11 protein-coding genes are annotated in these 17900 nt (G+C 59.5%); 6 read left to right on the top strand and 5 right to left on the bottom strand.

The window, feature by feature from the left end; all coding sequences use genetic code 11:
• Positions 1-319 precede the first annotated feature (319 nt).
• Entirely contained in the window at positions 320-3808 is a 3489-nt protein-coding gene (gene carB, locus QD336_RS08315) for a carbamoyl-phosphate synthase large subunit (RefSeq protein WP_269340569.1), read from the bottom strand.
• 158 nt (positions 3809-3966) lie between these two features.
• Positions 3967-4833 (bottom strand): LytTR family DNA-binding domain-containing protein, encoded by an 867-nt coding sequence (locus tag QD336_RS08310; protein WP_499170191.1) that lies wholly within the window; start codon positions 4831-4833, stop codon positions 3967-3969.
• Between the two features lie 47 nt (positions 4834-4880).
• On the opposite strand from QD336_RS08310, the gene QD336_RS08305 reads away from it, so the two are divergent.
• Positions 4881-5369, top strand: coding sequence for a DUF2306 domain-containing protein (locus QD336_RS08305; RefSeq protein WP_269340571.1), 489 nt, complete (start codon positions 4881-4883; stop codon positions 5367-5369).
• 97 nt (positions 5370-5466) lie between these two features.
• Positions 5467-6399 carry a KPN_02809 family neutral zinc metallopeptidase gene (gene ypfJ / locus QD336_RS08300; RefSeq protein ID WP_269340572.1) on the top strand — a complete coding sequence of 311 codons (933 nt, stop codon included), beginning with the start codon at positions 5467-5469 and terminating at the stop codon, positions 6397-6399.
• Positions 6400-6439: 40 nt separating this feature from the next.
• On the opposite strand, the gene QD336_RS08295 is transcribed toward ypfJ, so the two are convergent.
• Positions 6440-6919, bottom strand: coding sequence for a DUF2938 domain-containing protein (locus tag QD336_RS08295; protein WP_269340573.1), 480 nt, complete (start codon positions 6917-6919; stop codon positions 6440-6442).
• Between the two features lie 294 nt (positions 6920-7213).
• A complete protein-coding gene (mcpU, locus tag QD336_RS08290) occupies positions 7214-9304 on the bottom strand; it encodes a methyl-accepting chemotaxis protein McpU (protein WP_499170188.1) in 2091 nt (696 codons plus the stop codon).
• A 317-nt stretch (positions 9305-9621) separates the two neighbouring features.
• Here mcpU and QD336_RS08285 point away from each other — a divergent pair, with 317 nt between their 5' ends.
• On the top strand, positions 9622-11019 hold the full coding sequence (locus QD336_RS08285; protein ID WP_269340576.1) for an MATE family efflux transporter: 1398 nt from the start codon (positions 9622-9624) through the stop codon (positions 11017-11019).
• 37 nt (positions 11020-11056) lie between these two features.
• Here QD336_RS08285 and carA read toward each other — a convergent pair whose 3' ends face one another.
• Positions 11057-12262 (bottom strand): glutamine-hydrolyzing carbamoyl-phosphate synthase small subunit, encoded by a 1206-nt coding sequence (gene carA / locus QD336_RS08280; RefSeq protein WP_269340577.1) that lies wholly within the window; start codon positions 12260-12262, stop codon positions 11057-11059.
• A 335-nt stretch (positions 12263-12597) separates the two neighbouring features.
• Here carA and QD336_RS08275 point away from each other — a divergent pair, with 335 nt between their 5' ends.
• The 3 genes from QD336_RS08275 to rpoD all read left to right on the top strand — a co-directional run bounded on the left by QD336_RS08275 (position 12598) and on the right by rpoD (position 17867).
• A complete protein-coding gene (locus QD336_RS08275; protein WP_004430448.1) occupies positions 12598-13050 on the top strand; it encodes a GatB/YqeY domain-containing protein in 453 nt (150 codons plus the stop codon).
• A gap of 383 nt (positions 13051-13433) precedes the next feature.
• Complete coding sequence (gene dnaG / locus QD336_RS08270) at positions 13434-15419, top strand: DNA primase (RefSeq protein WP_269340579.1); 1986 nt, start codon at positions 13434-13436, stop codon at positions 15417-15419.
• 393 nt (positions 15420-15812) lie between these two features.
• The gene (gene rpoD, locus QD336_RS08265; RefSeq protein WP_269340580.1) at positions 15813-17867 is read left to right on the top strand and encodes an RNA polymerase sigma factor RpoD; all 2055 of its coding nucleotides are present in this window, start codon (positions 15813-15815) and stop codon (positions 17865-17867) included.
• Positions 17868-17900: the final 33 nt, after the last annotated feature.

Raw genomic sequence — 17900 nt, 5'->3', positions numbered from 1 at the left:
GCGCAATTCGCCACTCGCGGTGTGCCGGATTGCGTTCAATATTGCGGGTTCGATTCTAAGCGGAAAAGCCACCCTTTCCGGGCCTGGCGGACGTCCGACCATGACTTAACCCCGCCCGCTCGAGTTCAGGGGAGTGGCGTAGCTGACAGCGGAGGAGGGTTCTTCAGGAATGCAAAAAGACATTATCGGCCTCGGGTGCAAATGACGCCTTTTTGATACGGGGAATGGATTGCAGCGGGATTACGCAAAACAAAACGCCGCGGGCATGGCGACCCGCGGCGTTTTGCTGTCAATCTTGCGGGGGTTTCCCGCAGAAGGCTTAGTTGAAGTAGCTTTGCAGCGGCTTCACTTCCAGATTGCCGGCCTTCAGTGCCTTGATGGCGAGGGCGGCGGCTTCGGCGCCGGCCATCGTCGTGTAGTAGGGCACCTTCTGCATCAGCGTTGCGCGACGCAGCGATTTCGAGTCGGAAATCGCCTTGTTGCTGTCGGTGGTGTTGATGACCAGCTGGACCTGACGGTTGCGAATGGCGTCCTCGATATGCGGGCGGCCTTCCTGCACCTTGTTGATCTTCTCGGCATTGATGCCCTGTTCGGCGAGGAAACGCTGGGTGCCGCCGGTCGCCAGTACCTTGAAGCCGCTTTCCACCAGAATGCGGATGGCGGAAAGAACGCCTTCCTTGTCCTCGTCACGCACCGAAACGAAGACCGTGCCGGAGCGCGGCAGATCGACGCCGGCGCCGAGCTGGCTCTTGGCGAAGGCAAGCGCGAAATCGGTGTCGAGGCCGATGACTTCGCCGGTCGAGCGCATTTCCGGTCCGAGCAGGATGTCGACGCCGGGGAAGCGCGCGAAGGGGAAGACGGCTTCCTTGACAGCAATGTGCTTCAGGTTGCGCGGATCGGGCTTTTCGCCATAGGCGGCGATTGCCGAACCAAGCTTTTCACCGGCCATGACGCGGGCGGCGATCTTTGCGATCGGCGCACCGATGGTCTTGGCGACGAAAGGCACGGTACGCGAGGCGCGCGGATTGACTTCGAGAACGTAGATCGTGCCGTCCTTGATGGCATATTGAACGTTCATCAGGCCACCGACATTCAGCGCCTTGGCAAGAGCCGTCGTCTGGCGTTCCAGTTCGTCGAGGGTCTCCTTGCTCAGCGAACGAGACGGCAGCGAGCAGGCCGAGTCGCCCGAGTGGATGCCGGCTTCTTCGATGTGTTCCATGATGCCGGAAACGAAGACGTTTTCGCCGTCGCACAGCGCATCGACGTCCACTTCGACGGCGTTGGTCAGGTAGCTGTCGAACAGCAGCGGGTTCTTGCCGAGCAGGGTGTTGATCTGACCGGTTTTGTCGTTCGGGTAACGCTGCTTGATGTCCTCAGGCACGAGACCGGGAACGGTGTCGAGCAGATAGGTCTGGAGCTGGCCTTCCGAATGGATGATCTGCATGGCGCGGCCACCCAGAACATAGGACGGGCGCACGACCAGCGGGAAGCCGATTTCCGAGGCGACGAGGCGGGCCTGCTCGACCGAATAGGCGATGCCGTTGTTCGGCTGGGCAAGATCGAGCTTCATCAGCAGCTTCTGGAAGCGATCACGGTCTTCGGCAAGGTCGATCATGTCAGGCGCGGTGCCGAGGATCGGGATACCGTTCTTTTCAAGTGCTTCGGCCAGCTTCAGCGGGGTCTGGCCGCCGAACTGTACGATGACGCCGACCAGCTCGCCCTTTTCCTGTTCCGCACGCATGATTTCGATCACGTCTTCGGCCGTCAGCGGTTCGAAATAGAGGCGGTCGGAGGTGTCGTAGTCGGTGGAAACGGTTTCCGGGTTGCAGTTGATCATGATGGCTTCGAAGCCGGCATCCTTCAGCGCGAAGGCGGCATGGCAGCAGCAATAATCGAACTCGATGCCCTGACCGATACGGTTCGGACCGCCGCCGAGGATGACGACCTTCTTGCGGTCGGAAACCTGCGCTTCCGAGCGGGCGGCGCCGACGAAGGGAATTTCATAGGTCGAATACATGTAAGCGGTCGGCGAGGCGAATTCGGCCGCACAGGTGTCGATACGCTTGAAGACCGGGCGGACATTCAGGCTGTTGCGCAGCTCGGCCACTTCCTTCGGGCGCTTGGACGTCAGGCTGGCGAGGCGGGCGTCGGAGAAGCCCATGGCCTTCAGCGTGCGCAGGTTTTCGGCATCCTGCGGCAGGCCGTGCTCGCGGATGCGGGCTTCCATGTCGACAATGGCCTTGAACTGGGCGATGAACCACGGATCGATCTTCGAGTTTTCGTGGACTTCCTCTTCGCTCATGCCCATGCGCAGCGCTTGGGCGACCATGCGCAGGCGATCCGGCGTCGGCGTGCCGATGGCGGCGCGGATGGCGTTCTTTGAGCCTTCGCCTTCCTCGTAACCGGGAATTTCGATTTCATCGAGACCGGTGAGGCCGGTTTCCATGCCGCGTAGCGCCTTCTGCAGCGATTCCGCAAAGGTGCGGCCAATCGCCATGACTTCACCGACCGACTTCATGGCCGTGGTGAGGATCGGCGAGGCGCCCGGGAATTTTTCGAAGGCGAAACGCGGGATCTTGGTGACGACGTAGTCGATCGACGGTTCGAACGAAGCAGGCGTCGCGCCGCCGGTGATGTCGTTTTCCAGTTCGTCCAGCGTATAACCGATGGCGAGCTTGGCGGCGATCTTGGCGATCGGGAAGCCGGTTGCCTTGGAGGCCAGAGCGGACGAGCGCGATACGCGCGGGTTCATTTCGATGACAACGAGGCGGCCATCCTTCGGGTTGACGGCGAACTGCACGTTCGAGCCGCCGGTTTCCACGCCGATTTCACGCAGCACCGCAATCGAGGCGTTGCGCATGATCTGGTATTCCTTGTCGGTCAAGGTCAGCGCCGGCGCGACAGTGATCGAGTCACCCGTATGGACACCCATCGGATCGATGTTTTCGATGGAGCAGATGATGATGCAGTTATCCGCCTTGTCGCGGACGACTTCCATCTCATATTCCTTCCAGCCGAGGACCGATTCTTCGACCAGAACTTCGGTGGTCGGCGAGGCGTCGAGACCGCCCGAGACGATGTCGAAGAATTCCGAGCGGTTATAGGCAATGCCGCCGCCGGTGCCGCCGAGCGTGAAGGACGGACGGATGATGGCGGGCAGGCCGACATGGTCGATGGCCTGGGCGGCAATCGCCATGGCATGGGCCATGTAACGCTGCTTGCGGTCGGTTTCGCCGAGGTTCCACTGGTTTTCGAGGTCGTCCAGCGCCTTGTCGAGTTCCGGGCCGGAAAGCTTGCCCTTCAGTTCGGTGCGGGCGACTTCGTGCTTCTTGCGGTCGGCATCCTTGATTTCGGTGGCGTTGGCCAGCATGGATTTCGGCGTTTCGAGGCCGATGCGTGCCATGGCTTCGCGGAAGAGGGCGCGGTCTTCGGCCATGTCGATGGCTTCCGGCTTGGCGCCGATCATTTCCACATTGTAGCGGTCGAGAACGCCCATGCGCTTGAGAGAAAGCGCGGTGTTGAGCGCGGTCTGGCCGCCCATGGTCGGCAGAAGCGCGTCCGGACGCTCCTTGGCGATGATCTTGGCGACGACTTCAGGGGTGATCGGCTCGACATAGGTGGCGTCGGCAAGGCCCGGATCGGTCATGATCGTTGCCGGGTTGGAGTTGACCAGAATGACCCGGTAACCCTCTTCTTTCAGCGCCTTGCAGGCCTGCGTGCCGGAATAGTCGAATTCACATGCCTGACCGATGACGATCGGTCCCGCGCCGATGATGAGGATGGACTTGATATCTTGGCGCTTCGGCATGGGCTCTCTCGTTCCGCTTTTTGGTTGCGCAAAACACCGGCCAGGGTGGAAGATCACCGGCCGGGGAGCGCAATTCAAATGTTTTCAGGCTAGAAGCGGCTTATAGGCAAATGTTTTTGAGAACGGAACCCCATAAATTCCGGAATCGACAGAAACTCTTAACGGGCAGGGACAAGGGCGGCAAAACGAGCCTGTACCACTGCATTATAGGAGCGGCTGACGGGGATTTCCGATCCGTCTCTGGTGATGACATGCAGACGGCCGGCCTGTTTGCGCAGGGAGACGACGTCGGCATCGGCGATCCAGTGCGACCGGTGCACCTGCAAACCCGCCGTCTGGCCGATTTCTTTCAGCGCATCGGAAAAGCGCAGCAGAACGAGTTGCTGCCCGCGCGTGGTGACGATGTGCGTATAATGATCCTGCACCGATAGCCGCAGCAATTCTCCGCGCTTTTGCGGCGGCAGCCGCTCCAGCAAGGGGATGCTGCCTTTCACGTCCCAATCGGCATTTGCATTCGTGCCGGTTTCAGCGTCGGTCACTTTTTCGAAGGACTGGCGGGTCGTGAGATAACTCAACAGGCAAAAGATCGCGCAGAGGGGCAGGGATGAGAGGCTGCTCTTCAGAAACGGCGTGAAACCCATCTCCCTGCCGTAGAAGATTTGATTGGTGATGGTGAGCAGCAGCCCGATCGGCAGCGCCGCCGTCAGCGAGCCGATCATCATGCGCATCAGCAAGTGGCTGATGTGGTCTGCAAGGAGTATATTGGCGATGATTGAAAAGGAAATGGCGAGCATCCAGGCGCCTGCCTGCACGATCGTCCAGTAGAGCAGCCGATCGGCGAAGCTCATGGTCTCGCTGGTGCCGAAAGGTCCGGTCAGGATGAAGATCGCCAATATGGCGAGAAATGTCAGCCATAGCCGCCGCGATTGCAGGATGGCGTGCATTTCACGAAGCGTGGATTGCAGATACGGGTGATCCACGAAGTTTTCCTGCGGTTGGCGCCAATCCGTTTTTCTTGTCCGCATGTTTTGCCGAAATTGCCGGCGATTTCAACCGAGCCGAAACAGCGCCCATGTCATTTCAGCCTTTGTTAGATGCACCGCTTGCCGTGCAGTTCCATGTCGCCACCGTCGTGCCCGCAGCCATTCTCGGTGCCTTCATTTTTCTGCGCCCCAAGGGCACCGCCATCCACCGTCTGCTGGGCAAGATCTGGGTGGTGCTGATGGTTGCGACGTCCGTTTCAACCTTCTTCATCCATGAGCTGCGGATGTTTTACGTCTTCAGTCCGATCCATCTTTTGTCGATTTTCAGCATATATGGCTGTCTGCAATCAGTCTATTTCGCGCGCCGCGGCGATATCAGACGTCATATGCGCATCATGCAGAGCGTTTATCTCGGCGGCATCGTGATTGCCGGCGGCTTCACCTTCGTTCCGGGGCGAATCATGCATGCGGTTGCTTTCGGCGACGGCGAAGCCGGTTTTGCGGTCTTTTCCGCCGGTATTCTCCTTTTTGCCTTCCTGTTTCTGACCGTATTGAGACAGAGACGCAGGACCGCGTGAAAGCTTCGGCTCTTCCCCTCTGCTTTCTTCCGGAACAAGATGTATTATAGTGCCGTTATAAGGCAGCTTGTTAAGGCGGTATCGCCGGGAGAAGAGCATGGAATGGAGAGGGCGCCGCCAGTCGGACAATATCGAGGACCGGCGCGGCATGTCGGCGGGATCGGGGCCAGGCGGTAGCGATCCTTTTTCCCGTGGGGGCATGCGGGTGCCGATCGGGCGTCGCGGTGGCGGCATCGGCATTGGCGGCATTGTGGTCATCCTGCTGATAAGCTGGGTGCTTGGCATCAACCCGCTGACGCTGCTTTCGGGCGGCGATATTTCTCTGGATGGCGGCGGTACGACGCAGCAATCCGGTGGCCAGCAGGCGGGCACGCGTCCGCAAGGCCAATCATCGGACGAGACGACGGCTTTCGTGCGCACCGTGCTGGCCGAGACGGAAGATACATGGAGCGGCATTTTCCAGTCTGCCGGTGAGACCTATCAGAAACCGACACTGGTTCTGTTCTCCGGTCAGGTGTCTTCGGCTTGCGGTTATGCTTCCGCCGCCAGTGGCCCGTTTTATTGCCCGGGTGACCGCAAGGTCTATCTCGACACCAGTTTCTTCAACGAACTGGACAAGCGTTTCGGCGCCGCCGGCGATTTTGCGCAGGCTTACGTGATTGCGCATGAGGTGGGCCACCATATCCAGAACCTCACCGGCGTCCTGCCGGAGTTCAACCGCCGCCGCCAGTCCATGAGCCAGACGGATGCGAACAAGATGTCGGTGCGCGTCGAGCTTCAGGCCGATTGTTATGCCGGTATCTGGGGCAAGTTCACCGAGCAGAAGGGCATTCTCGAAACCGGCGACCTTGAGGAGGCGCTGAACGCCGCCCATCAGATTGGCGACGACACGCTGCAGAAGCAGACGCAGGGCTATGTGGTGCCGGACAGTTTCAACCACGGCACCTCCGCACAGCGCATGGAATGGTTCAAGCGCGGTTTCCAGAGCGGCCGTGTCGAAGATTGCGACACTTTCTCGGCGAATATCTGAGGATTGGACAGGAGAGGGGGCTTTTCAGCCCCCTTTTCATTTAGCGCATCAAAAGCGCCACGGCATACATGCCGAGGGCGAAAACCGTATGGGCCACAAGGTTGAGAAAGCGGACCTTTGTGGGGTTTGGCGTTTTCGACGCCGCCCAGCCGATGCCCAGCCCCGGCTGTAGCAGGAACCAGCCTGCACCGACCGTGACGATGCCGACGATCCACGGCGCGATGAAGGACGGATTGGCAAACCACGTGGCCGGAACGACCAATGCAAGAATGACGCCGTAAAGAATGCCGACGGCGTAGTGCGAAATCCAGCCGAGCGCCAGTTCGTATTCATAAGGTTCAGCTGTGGCGATGCTGTCGTGGAATATCCGGCCCTTCGGTACATGCCAGAACCAGCGGCCGACCGGCGCCCAGTTCGGTGCGGACTGGCCGAAAAACCGGTGCAGTATGATTGCCCAAATATCCATAAAGACGGTGCCGCCAATGCCCATGGCAATGCCGCGCCAAATCAGTTCCAGCATGAATCCCTCCGCATGATCATGATCGATCAAGCTCTAGCGGATTGGCACGATGGCGGGAACAGGCTTTTTCGATCGCAGGGATTGGACAAGAAAAATGGCTGGATTGCTCCGGCCATGAGGGAGGTTGCAACCTCCCCTCCGTCATGCTCTAGCTTGTCCCGAGCATCTGCAACGTATCCGTTGAATGAGAGGTGGTTGGATCCCCGGGACAAGCCCGAGGATGACGTCGAGAGTAGATGGCGGTTGGCCGTGATCTGGTTGCCATAGCGATCCGGCCAATGTCGTTCTTTCCCTTTAAGCAGCCCGCCCATATTCCGCCTGCCGCCGTGTGGCTGATGCAAGCTGGAACTGTGCGAGCAGCTCATTGAGCGCCGCCGCTTCCGAGGCGAGCCCGTGGCTTGCCGCCGTCTGTTCTTCGACCATGGCGGCATTCTGCTGCGTGCCCTGATCGATGGTGTTGATGGCGGTGTTGATTTCCTGAAGCCCGGTCGACTGTTCGCGCGACGAGGTCACGATGGCGTCGATATGGCGGTTGATCTCCTGCACTTCGCGGACGATGGTTTCCAGCGCCTTGCCGGCATTGCCGACGAGATCGACGCCGGACTGCACCTGCGATGTCGAGGCATTAATCAGTGTCTTGATTTCCTTCGCCGCATTGGCCGAGCGCTGGGCAAGTTCGCGCACTTCCTGGGCGACGACGGCAAAGCCCTTGCCGGCCTCACCGGCGCGGGCGGCTTCCACACCGGCATTCAGCGCCAGCAGGTTGGTCTGGAAGGCGATCTCGTCGATGACGCCGATGATGTTGCTGATCTCCGACGACGATTTTTCGATGCCTTCCATGGCGCGCACGGCGTCCTCGACGATGACGCCGGACTGTTCGGCATTGCTACGGGCGCGATCGACCAGACGACCGACCTCTTCGGCACGGCGGGCGGAATCTTTCACCGTCGTGGTGATTTCCTCGAGCGCCGCCGCGGTCTCTTCCACGGAGGCCGCCTGTTGCTCGGTGCGCCGCGCCAGATCGTCGGCGGACTGGCGGATTTCTCCGGCGCCGGCATCGATGGCGCGTGCATTCTGGCCGACGGTGCTGAGGGCGGCATTCAGCTTGGCGACGGAATTGTTGAAATCGTCGCGCAGGCGGTCGATGCGGGCCACGAAAGGCGTGTCGATGCGATAGTTGAGATCGCCATCCGAGAGATGCGCCAGCCCCCTGGCCAGCGAATCGACAGCGAACTGGATGTCCGCAGCGTCCTTTGCCGCCAGCCTTTCGCGCTGGTTGCGTTCCTGTTCGGAAAGCGTGCGGTTTTCTTCGGCATCGCCTTCAAGCCGCAGGCGCTCCATGGCGTTCGATCGGAACACGGCAACCGCCGCGGCCATCGAGCCGATCTGGTCGGTGCGTTCCTGGCCGGGAATGGCGACATCGAGATTGCCGGACGCAAGCCCTTCCATGGCCGAGGTCATCTGCGTGACCGGGCGGACGATAAAACGGGAGAGCACGGTCGCAAGCAGGCCGATCATGATCGCGGCGGCGAGAACGGTGGCGATGGTTGCCGCCAGCCGGAACTGGCCGATCGCGCTGTAGGCGACGTCGGAATCGACGACGAAACCGAGATACCAGTCGACCGAAGGCAGGCCGGCGACCGGAATGAAGCTGGTGATCTTGCCCTTGCCATCGATTTCGGTCTGCGAAATCGCCGAGGAAATCGCCGGTGTGTTGACCTGGAAGAGATCGGCCAGCGGCTTGTCGACGAATTTCGGATCGGGATGAATGAGGATCTTGCCGTCCTTGCTGACGAGAAAGGCATATCCGTCCGTGCCGGCATCCACCGACTTGATCATCTTCACCAGCGAATCCAGCGAAAAATCGCTGCCCGTCACGCCGGCGAGCTTGCCATTGATGGAGACGGGAATGGCGGCGGTGATGATGAGGCCGCCGGTCGATGCATCATTGTAGGGTTCCGTCAGAACCGTCTTGCCGGCTTTTACCGCATCCAGATACCACGGGCGCTTGCGCGGATCATAGCCTTCCGGCAGCGGCGTTTTCGGGAAGGTGGTGAAAGTGCCGGTTTCGGCATTGCCGAAATAGGTCGACATGAACTGCGCCGTCAGGACATCGTTTTCCAGAAAGTGCAGTTTCGCTTCGTCATCCGGAAGTTTGGCCAGCGTCTTTGCCACCGTTTCGGTCAGCATGATGCGGCCATTCAGCCAGTTGGCGATGCTTTGCGCGGCCTGCTTGCCGGAAGAATCGATGTTTTCCGCCACCGCTTCCGTCGTGACCCGGTGCTGGAGACTGTCAATGTAGAAAGAAAAGCCCGCAAAGGCGGCGACAACAAGTGACGACGCAGCAACGAGGATGCGCGTCATGAGGTTGGTTTTCTTGGGCAAGCTACAAATCCTTTGAGCCGGATGTACCCTTCAGGTCATCTCTGACAATGGTTGGGAAAACATGCCTCAAAGGCGGGAATATTCTGCGTCATGCAGCTTATGATTTAGAAGAACTATTCGATATTCTAATGAGTAAAGCGAAATGGTAAAATTCGGCTAAATTTGTCTTGTGTCATACCTTGCGGCGGCCCGGTCGCGCCTGCGCAAATTTTAATCATTGATCCGCAAAGGTTGCGTGCAGGAAGGGAATATTTTATTCATCACCGTGCTGCCGTTGCGCAATTCGCGGGCAACGGCCAAGGTTCAGGTGAATTACAATGTCTTCGTCGGTTGTTGCAGGAACCGTTCCTTCCGGATCGGGGTCGTGGTTTTCGCATTTCAAGGCTACGCTTGTGCTGGGAATTCCACTTATCGGCGCGCAGCTCGCACAGCTTGGCATCCACACCACGGATATGGTCATCGTCGGCCAGCTAGGTGCTGAAAAGCTTGCGGCCATGGTGCTGGCCGGGCAGTTCTTCTTCGTCGTCTTCATTTTCGGCTCGGGATTTTCGGTCGCCGTCGTGCCGATGGTGGCACAGGCCTATGGGCAGGGCGATGCAACATCTGCGCGCCGCTCGCTGCGCATGGGCATGTGGGTGGCGATTGCCTATTGGCTGCTGGCGCTGCCGATCTTCATGAATGCCGAGCGCATTCTGATTGCCCTTGGACAGAATCCCAATGTGGCGGCGCTCACCGGCCACTATCTCGCCATCGCCAAGTTCGGCCTTTTGCCGGCGCTGCTGTTTTATGTGCTGCGCGGGCTTGTCAGCGCCATCGGGCGGGCGGGCATCATTCTTTATGTCACCATCATCATGCTGGTGATGAACGGGATACTGGCTTATGCGCTGGTGTTCGGCCATTTCGGCCTGCCGGTTATGGGCATGAACGGTGCTGCCGTTGTTGCCGTCATCGTCAATGCCTTCAGCTTCATCTTCATCGTCGCTTATGTGCAGACGCGCGAGGAAACCAGGAAATACGAGCTGTTCGTGCGTTTCTGGCGACCTGACTGGCATGCGCTCTTCGAGGTGCTGCGTCTCGGCCTGCCGATCAGCATCACCATTCTTGCCGAAGTGACGCTGTTTGCCGCCGCTTCGATCCTGATGGGGCAGATCGGCACGGTGCAGCTTGCCGCCCACGGTATTGCCCTGCAGCTTGCCTCCATCGCCTTCATGATTCCGCTTGGTCTCTCCCAGGCGGCGACGGTTCGCGTGGGCGTGGCGCGGGGGCAGGGGGATTTTAAAAATCTCGTCCGCGCCTCGATCATGATTTACGCTATCGCCTGCGGCATCGCCATTTGCGGCGGTATCCTGTTTGCGGCGGTACCGGAATTTCTGGCGAAATGGTTCCTCGATCCGAAGTTGCCTGAAGCTGCGGAAGTACTTGCCTATGCCAGCAGTCTCGTGGTGATCGCCGGCATTTTCCAGCTGGTGGACGGTATTCAGGCCGTGACGGCGGGCCTGCTGCGCGGATTGAAGGATGCACGCATTCCGGCGATGCTGGCGCTGATCTCCTATTGGCCGATCGGGCTGGCGCTCGCCTGGACCATGGCTTTCCCGCTGGGCTTTGGCGGGCGCGGCGTCTGGTTCGGCTTTGTTATCGGCCTTTCGACGGCCGCCGTTCTTCTCACCATCCGCTTCGTGCTCTTGGTGAAGCGTGAAATGCAAACGGCCCGCTGAGAAGCGGGCCGCATGTAACTTCCGGATTTAAAAGGTATCAGCGCTCGGCGAGCGCTGCCTCACCCTTCTTTTCACGCAGCAGGTTGACGAAGCGGCGGAAGAGATAGTGGCTGTCCTGCGGGCCGGGCGATGCTTCCGGGTGGTGCTGGACGGAGAAGACCGGCTTGCCGACGATGCGTAGGCCGCAATTGGTGCCATCGAACAGCGAGATGTGGGTCTCTTCGACGCCTTCGGGCAGCGACTTGGTGTCGACCGCAAAACCGTGGTTCATCGAGACGATTTCCACCTTGCCGGTCGTGAAGTCCTTGACCGGGTGGTTGGCGCCGTGATGGCCCTGATGCATCTTCTCGGTCTTTGCGCCAACGGCAAGACCGAGCATCTGGTGACCGAGGCAAATACCGAAGATCGGCAGCTCGCTCTTGATGAGGTTCTGGATGACCGGTACGGCATATTCGCCCGTTGCGGCCGGGTCTCCCGGACCGTTGGAGAGGAAGACGCCATCCGGCTTCAGCGCCAGAATGTCTTCAGCAGAAGTCTGGGCCGGAACCACCGTCACCTTGCAGTCGAGACCGGCAAAGAGGCGCAGGATGTTGCGCTTGACGCCGAAATCGACGCAGACGACGTGGTACTTCGCATCGGCTTCGCCGAGCGTGCCGTAACCCTTGTTCCACACCCACGGTGTTTCCGTCCAGGTGGAGGACTGGCCGGAAGTCGCTTCGATGGCGAGATCGAGACCGACGAGGCCGCTCCAGGCTTTCGCTTCCGCCTTCAGCGCTTCGATGTCGAAGACGCCGTTCGGATCATGGGCGATGACCGCATTCGGCGCACCGTTTTCGCGGATCCAGGCCGTCAGCGCGCGGGTGTCGATGCCGCAAAGGCCGATGACGCCGCGCGCCTTCAGCCAGGCATCAAGATGCTTGGCGGCGCGGAAGTTCGACGGATCGGTGATGTCGGCCTTGAAGATGACGCCGACGGCGCCGCGGCGGGCGGCGGGTGTCAGGTCTTCAATGTCTTCCTCGTTGGTGCCGACATTGCCGATATGCGGGAAGGTGAAGGTGACGATCTGGCCGAGATAGGAAGGGTCCGTCAGGATTTCCTCGTAACCCGTCAGCGCCGTGTTGAAGCAGACTTCGGCCTGAACCTTGCCGGTTGCGCCGATGCCTGTGCCTTCAATGACGGTGCCATCGGCAAGAACAAGCATTGCGGTCGGTTTGCGGGTAGTCCAGGGCGCTGTCTCGGTCATCTCGTTCCGTTTCTGCCGCTTCGCACCCCGCCTCTTGAAAGGCAGGGGGTAAGGGGCCATTTTTGTCGCAGGCTTCGTGACATAAAGGGGCGCGCGATAAAGCTCGCGTTCCGACCCTTCGTTAAAATCTCGTGCAGGTGCCGGAAAATAACGAAAGCAACCCAAGCGGTCAACCGCAGGCCCAAGATTTACGCGGATTTAAGCTGTCGTAGATTCAAGGGCTTATGCAATTGATTTGCTTGAGCGTGTTTGCTCGTTTATGTCGTTGCGAAAAATAAGGCGGAAAGTTTGCCGATCAGGAAGCTGCGGAATGGGCTTTCCCAAGGAGAAGAAAAATGCTGCGCGACGTGTTCGCTAATACTTTGAAAGATGCGCTGAAGGCTCGTGATGCACGCCGCACCTCGACCGTGCGTCTCATCCAGACCGCTATCAAGGATCGCGATATCGCCAATCGCGGCGTGGGCAAGGACCCCGTCAGCGATGAGGATATCATGCAGATTCTGACCAAGATGGTGAAGCAGCGGGAAGAGTCCGCCACCATTTATGAAGGTGCCGGCCGTCCCGAGCTTGCCGCTCAGGAGCGCGAGGAAATCGTCATCATCAAGGAATTCATGCCGGAAGAAATCCCGGCCGAAAAAGTGCGCGAACTCTGCCAGGCCGTCATCACCGAGACCGGTGCCTCCGGCCTGCGCGACATGGGCAAGTGCATGAATGCGCTGAAAGAGCGTTATCCCGGCCAGATCGACTTCGCGAAGGCCTCGGGTGTCGTCAAGGATTTGCTGAAGTAAGTTCAAGCATCCGGCAAAAAGTAAAGGCAGGGCAGATGTGGGCTGCCCTGCCTTTTTTCTGCCGACGAAAGCGCATTCCAGCGGATCAGAATGCGGTCCGTCACAGGCTTTTCGGGGGGACGTGCCTGCGGGCGTCGGCAGATTTAGCGAATATTTATCGCGCTTTCTGTGGTTACATTTTTATATCGCTGACGCGTGCGGCTCAAATTACAAAAACATAATTTTTGGTGATGTTGCACTGCCATAAATTCGCCGGAAGCCGGCGCAATGGCGGCATCGGTTTTCATCTCTGTGACCTGTGAATATCGGGTATTGTCTTTCTTTGGGTTGGTGCTCACGCCTTTCTGCGCTTATATGAAAGACTGGCCTCGAACGGGTAACCCATGCGCTTTTCCAATTCTTTCCTCGATGAGATACGCGACCGCGTGCACATCTCTGATGTGATCGGTCGACGTGTGTCCTGGGACAAGAAGAAGACCAACACGTCGCGGGGAGACTATTGGGCCTGTTGCCCGTTCCACGGTGAAAAAAGCCCGAGCTTCCACTGCGAGGACCGCAAGGGCCGGTATCATTGCTTCGGTTGTGGTGTTTCCGGCGATCATTTCCGGTTTCTGACGGAGCTTGAGGGCCTGAGTTTTCCTGAAGCCGTGCAACAGGTCGCTGATATGGCCGGCATTTCCATGCCGCAGCCCGATCCGCAGGCGGAGAAGCGCGAACGTGAACGCACTTCGCTTCAGGACGTCATGGAAATGGCGACGCTGTTCTTTCAGGATCAGTTGCAGACGGCGCTTGGTGCGCGGGCGCGGGCTTACCTGCGCGATCGCGGGCTGACCGGGCGCACCATCGAGACTTTCCGGCTGGGTTATGCGCCGGATAGCCGCAATGCGCTGAAGGAGCATCTGGCGAGCAAGGGCGTGTCCAAGGAACAGATGGAAGCCTGCGGACTGGTGGTGCACGAAAACGTGCCGGTCTCCTATGACCGGTTTCGCGATCGCATCATGTTCCCGATCCTGTCCTCGCGGGAAAAGGTGATCGCCTTCGGCGGCCGCGCCATGGCGGCGGATGCGGTGGCGAAATATCTGAATTCCAACGAGACCGAACTCTTCCACAAGGGCAATGTTCTTTATAATTTCGCCCGGGCCCGCCGCGCTTCGCAGGCGGCCGGCGGTTCGGTCATCGCGGTTGAAGGTTATATGGATGTCATCGCGCTTTATCAGGCGGGTGTCGAAAATGCCGTCGCGCCGCTCGGCACGGCACTGACCGAAAGCCAGCTCGATCTCCTCTGGAAAATGTCGCCGCAGCCGATCCTCTGCTTCGATGGCGATGGCGCCGGCATCCGCGCCGCCAACCGTGCGGCTGATCTTGCCCTGCCGCATATCAAGCCGGACCGTTCCGTCAGCTTCGCGCTTCTGCCCGATGGCAAGGACCCGGACGATCTCGTGCGGCTGGAAGGGCGTGCGCCTTTCGACCGGGTGCTTTCGGAAGCCAAGCCGCTGGCGGCGATGATCTGGAGCCGCGAGACGGCCGGCGTCACATTCGATACACCGGAAAAGCGCGCGCAGCTTGAAAGCCGGCTGCGGCAGATCGTGGCCGTGATCGGCGACGAGACCGTGCGCCGTTTTTATCAGCAGGATATGCGCGACAGGCTGAACGGATTTTTCCAGCCGCGTTTCCAGTCGGGCGGCTCGCAGGGCGGGAATTTTCGCCGCGAGGGCGGTCAGGGCGCGGGACGCGGTTTCCAGCGTAATGCGCCGGGGCGGGGCGGGGCCATGGCCGCGCCCGCCAGCAGCATTTCCGACCGCCTGGCGCAGTCCGGCCTTGTCCGGGGCTATCAGACCAAGCCTTCGCTGCGTGAAAGCGTTCTTGCCATTACCATCGTCAACCATCCCGAATTGCTGCTCGAGGAATATGACGAGATCGCCGCCATCGATTACGAGAACCGTGATCTGCAACGCCTGTGGTCGACGGTGCTGACCTTTGCTGCGGAAAGTGCGGCGGAGGTATCGCGGGCCGGGCTGATCGAGCGTCTGTCGCAGCAGGGTTTCGAGGCGCTTTTGAAAGTCATGGACCAGCAGGTGCGCAATGCCCGCCTGTGGACCGCGACCGAACAGGCGGCGATGGAGGATGCGCGTGAGGGGTATGTGCAGGCGCTTTCCTTGCATAAGAGGACGAAATCGCTGCTCTGGCAGAAACGTGAACTGGAACGGGAAATAGCCGAGGCGACGGATGATGAGCGCGGCACGCTTCTGGTGCGGGCACTGGCCGAAGTGCAGCTTGAAATCGGCCGCATGGAAAATCAGGAAGCGATCATCGATGGTTTCGGTGTCATGTCCGGCCGGGTGAAGGGGCCTGCCTTCGGCCATGGCTGAGAGGGCTGGCCAAGAATTGAAAGACGTGTGGGGTTGCCTTTTGCGGCAAGCGTCCTAAATAGGGGATAGTCTGGTGATAACCGCAAAATGCGGCCTTTTTTGAGAATTTCCGTGGCTGTCTCGCTCTCAAAGGCTTGACGGGGCGGGAAATAGCGGGAATCACCATTTCAGGAAAAGTAAGGTGGAATGAGCCTTGGCGGATAGAAATTGCATGAGCAAGCATTTCCGGGTGCACTGTCTTTGCATTCTGCCTGAGGCTGCCGTGGTTAATCGGCAATTAAAGATCACTCCGTTAGGTGTCTGACAGTGATTCGCGGCAAACCGCTGGATGCTCAAGGGGCGGACGGCGATGCGGCGGAACAGGTGTTAGCGTCAGGGAAAGCGACGAGATAGATGGCAACCAAAGTCAAAGAAAACGAAGAAGCAGAAAACGAACGCGACGGTGCGACGGACGGCCCGCTTCTCGACCTTTCGGATGACGCGGTCAAGAAAATGATCAAGGCCGCCAAGAAGCGCGGCTATGTGACGATGGACGAGCTGAATTCCGTCCTGCCGTCCGAAGAGGTGACTTCCGAGCAGATCGAAGACACGATGGCGATGCTGTCCGACATGGGCATCAACGTGATCGAGGACGAGGACGCAGAAGAAGCCGCCAGCAGCGACGACGACAGCGATTCCGATGGTGACGATTCCGAGGGCGGCGAACTTGCCCCTTCCAGCGGCACCGCGCTTGCGACCGCCAAGAAGAAAGAACCGACCGACCGTACCGATGACCCGGTGCGCATGTATCTGCGCGAAATGGGTTCCGTCGAGCTTCTGTCGCGCGAAGGCGAAATCGCCATCGCCAAGCGCATCGAGGCTGGCCGCGAAACGATGATTTCGGGCCTGTGCGAAAGCCCGCTGACGTTCCAGGCACTGATCATCTGGCGCGACGAGTTGAACGAAGGCACGACGCTGCTGCGCGAGATCATCGATCTCGAGACGACCTATTCCGGTCCGGAAGCCAAGGCGGCCCCCCAGTTCCAGAGCCCGGAAAAGATCGAGGCTGACCGCAAGGCCGCCGAAGAGAAGGAAAAGACCCGCAAGCTGCGCGCGCCGACCGGCGACGAAGACGTGACTGACGTTGGTGGCGACGGCCTGCCGCCGGAAGAGGAAGAAGAGGACGACGACGAGTCCAACCTTTCGCTTGCCGCGATGGAAGCCGAACTGCGCCCGCAGGTCATGGAAACGCTCGACACTATTGCTGACACCTACAAGAAGCTGCGCAAGCTTCAGGATCAGCAGGTGGAAGCGCGCCTCGCCTGCACGGGCACGCTCTCTTCCGGCCAGGAACGCCGTTACAAGGAACTGAAGGATCAGCTCATCACGGCGGTCAAGTCGCTGTCGCTGAACCAGAACCGCATCGACAGCCTTGTCGAGCAGCTCTACGACATTTCCAAGCGCCTGATGCAGAATGAAGGCCGTCTGCTGCGCCTTGCCGAATCCTATGGCGTCAAGCGCGACAGCTTCCTTGAGCAGTATCACGGTGCGGAACTCGATCCGAACTGGATGAAGTCGATTGCCAATCTGGCCGCCCGCGGCTGGAAGGAATTCGCTCGCGAAGAAAGCAACACGATCCGGGAAATCCGTCAGGAAATCCAGAACCTCTCCACGGAAACCGGCATTTCCATCGCCGAATTCCGCCGCATCGTTTCGATGGTGCAGAAGGGCGAGCGCGAAGCGCGTATCGCCAAGAAGGAGATGGTCGAGGCCAACCTGCGTCTCGTGATCTCGATTGCGAAAAAGTATACCAACCGTGGTCTGCAGTTCCTCGATCTCATTCAGGAAGGCAATATCGGCCTGATGAAGGCGGTCGACAAGTTCGAATATCGCCGTGGTTACAAGTTCTCGACCTATGCCACCTGGTGGATCAGGCAGGCGATCACCCGTTCGATCGCCGACCAGGCCCGCACGATCCGTATTCCGGTTCACATGATCGAAACGATCAACAAGATCGTTCGCACCTCGCGTCAGATGCTGCACGAGATCGGCCGCGAGCCGACCCCGGAAGAGCTGGCCGAGAAGCTGGCCATGCCGCTTGAAAAGGTGCGCAAGGTTCTGAAGATCGCCAAGGAGCCGATCTCGCTCGAAACCCCCGTGGGTGACGAAGAAGATTCGCATCTCGGTGACTTCATCGAGGACAAGAACGCGCTGCTGCCCATCGACGCCGCCATCCAGGCGAACCTGCGCGAGACGACCACCCGCGTTCTGGCTTCGCTGACGCCGCGTGAAGAACGTGTTCTGCGCATGCGTTTCGGCATCGGCATGAACACGGACCATACGCTGGAAGAAGTCGGCCAGCAGTTCTCGGTCACGCGCGAACGTATTCGTCAGATCGAAGCGAAGGCGCTGCGCAAGCTGAAGCACCCGAGCCGCTCCAGAAAGCTCAGAAGCTTCCTCGACAGCTAAGCTCTCCGCTTCCTTTAAAATTGAACCCGGTCA

Source organism: Rhizobium sp. BR 250 (assembly GCF_047445855.1).
GTDB classification, from domain to species: Bacteria; Pseudomonadota; Alphaproteobacteria; order Rhizobiales; family Rhizobiaceae; genus Agrobacterium; species Agrobacterium tumefaciens_I.
Note: the sequence above shows the minus strand (reverse complement) of the source record. Positions and strands in the feature narration are given on the sequence as shown.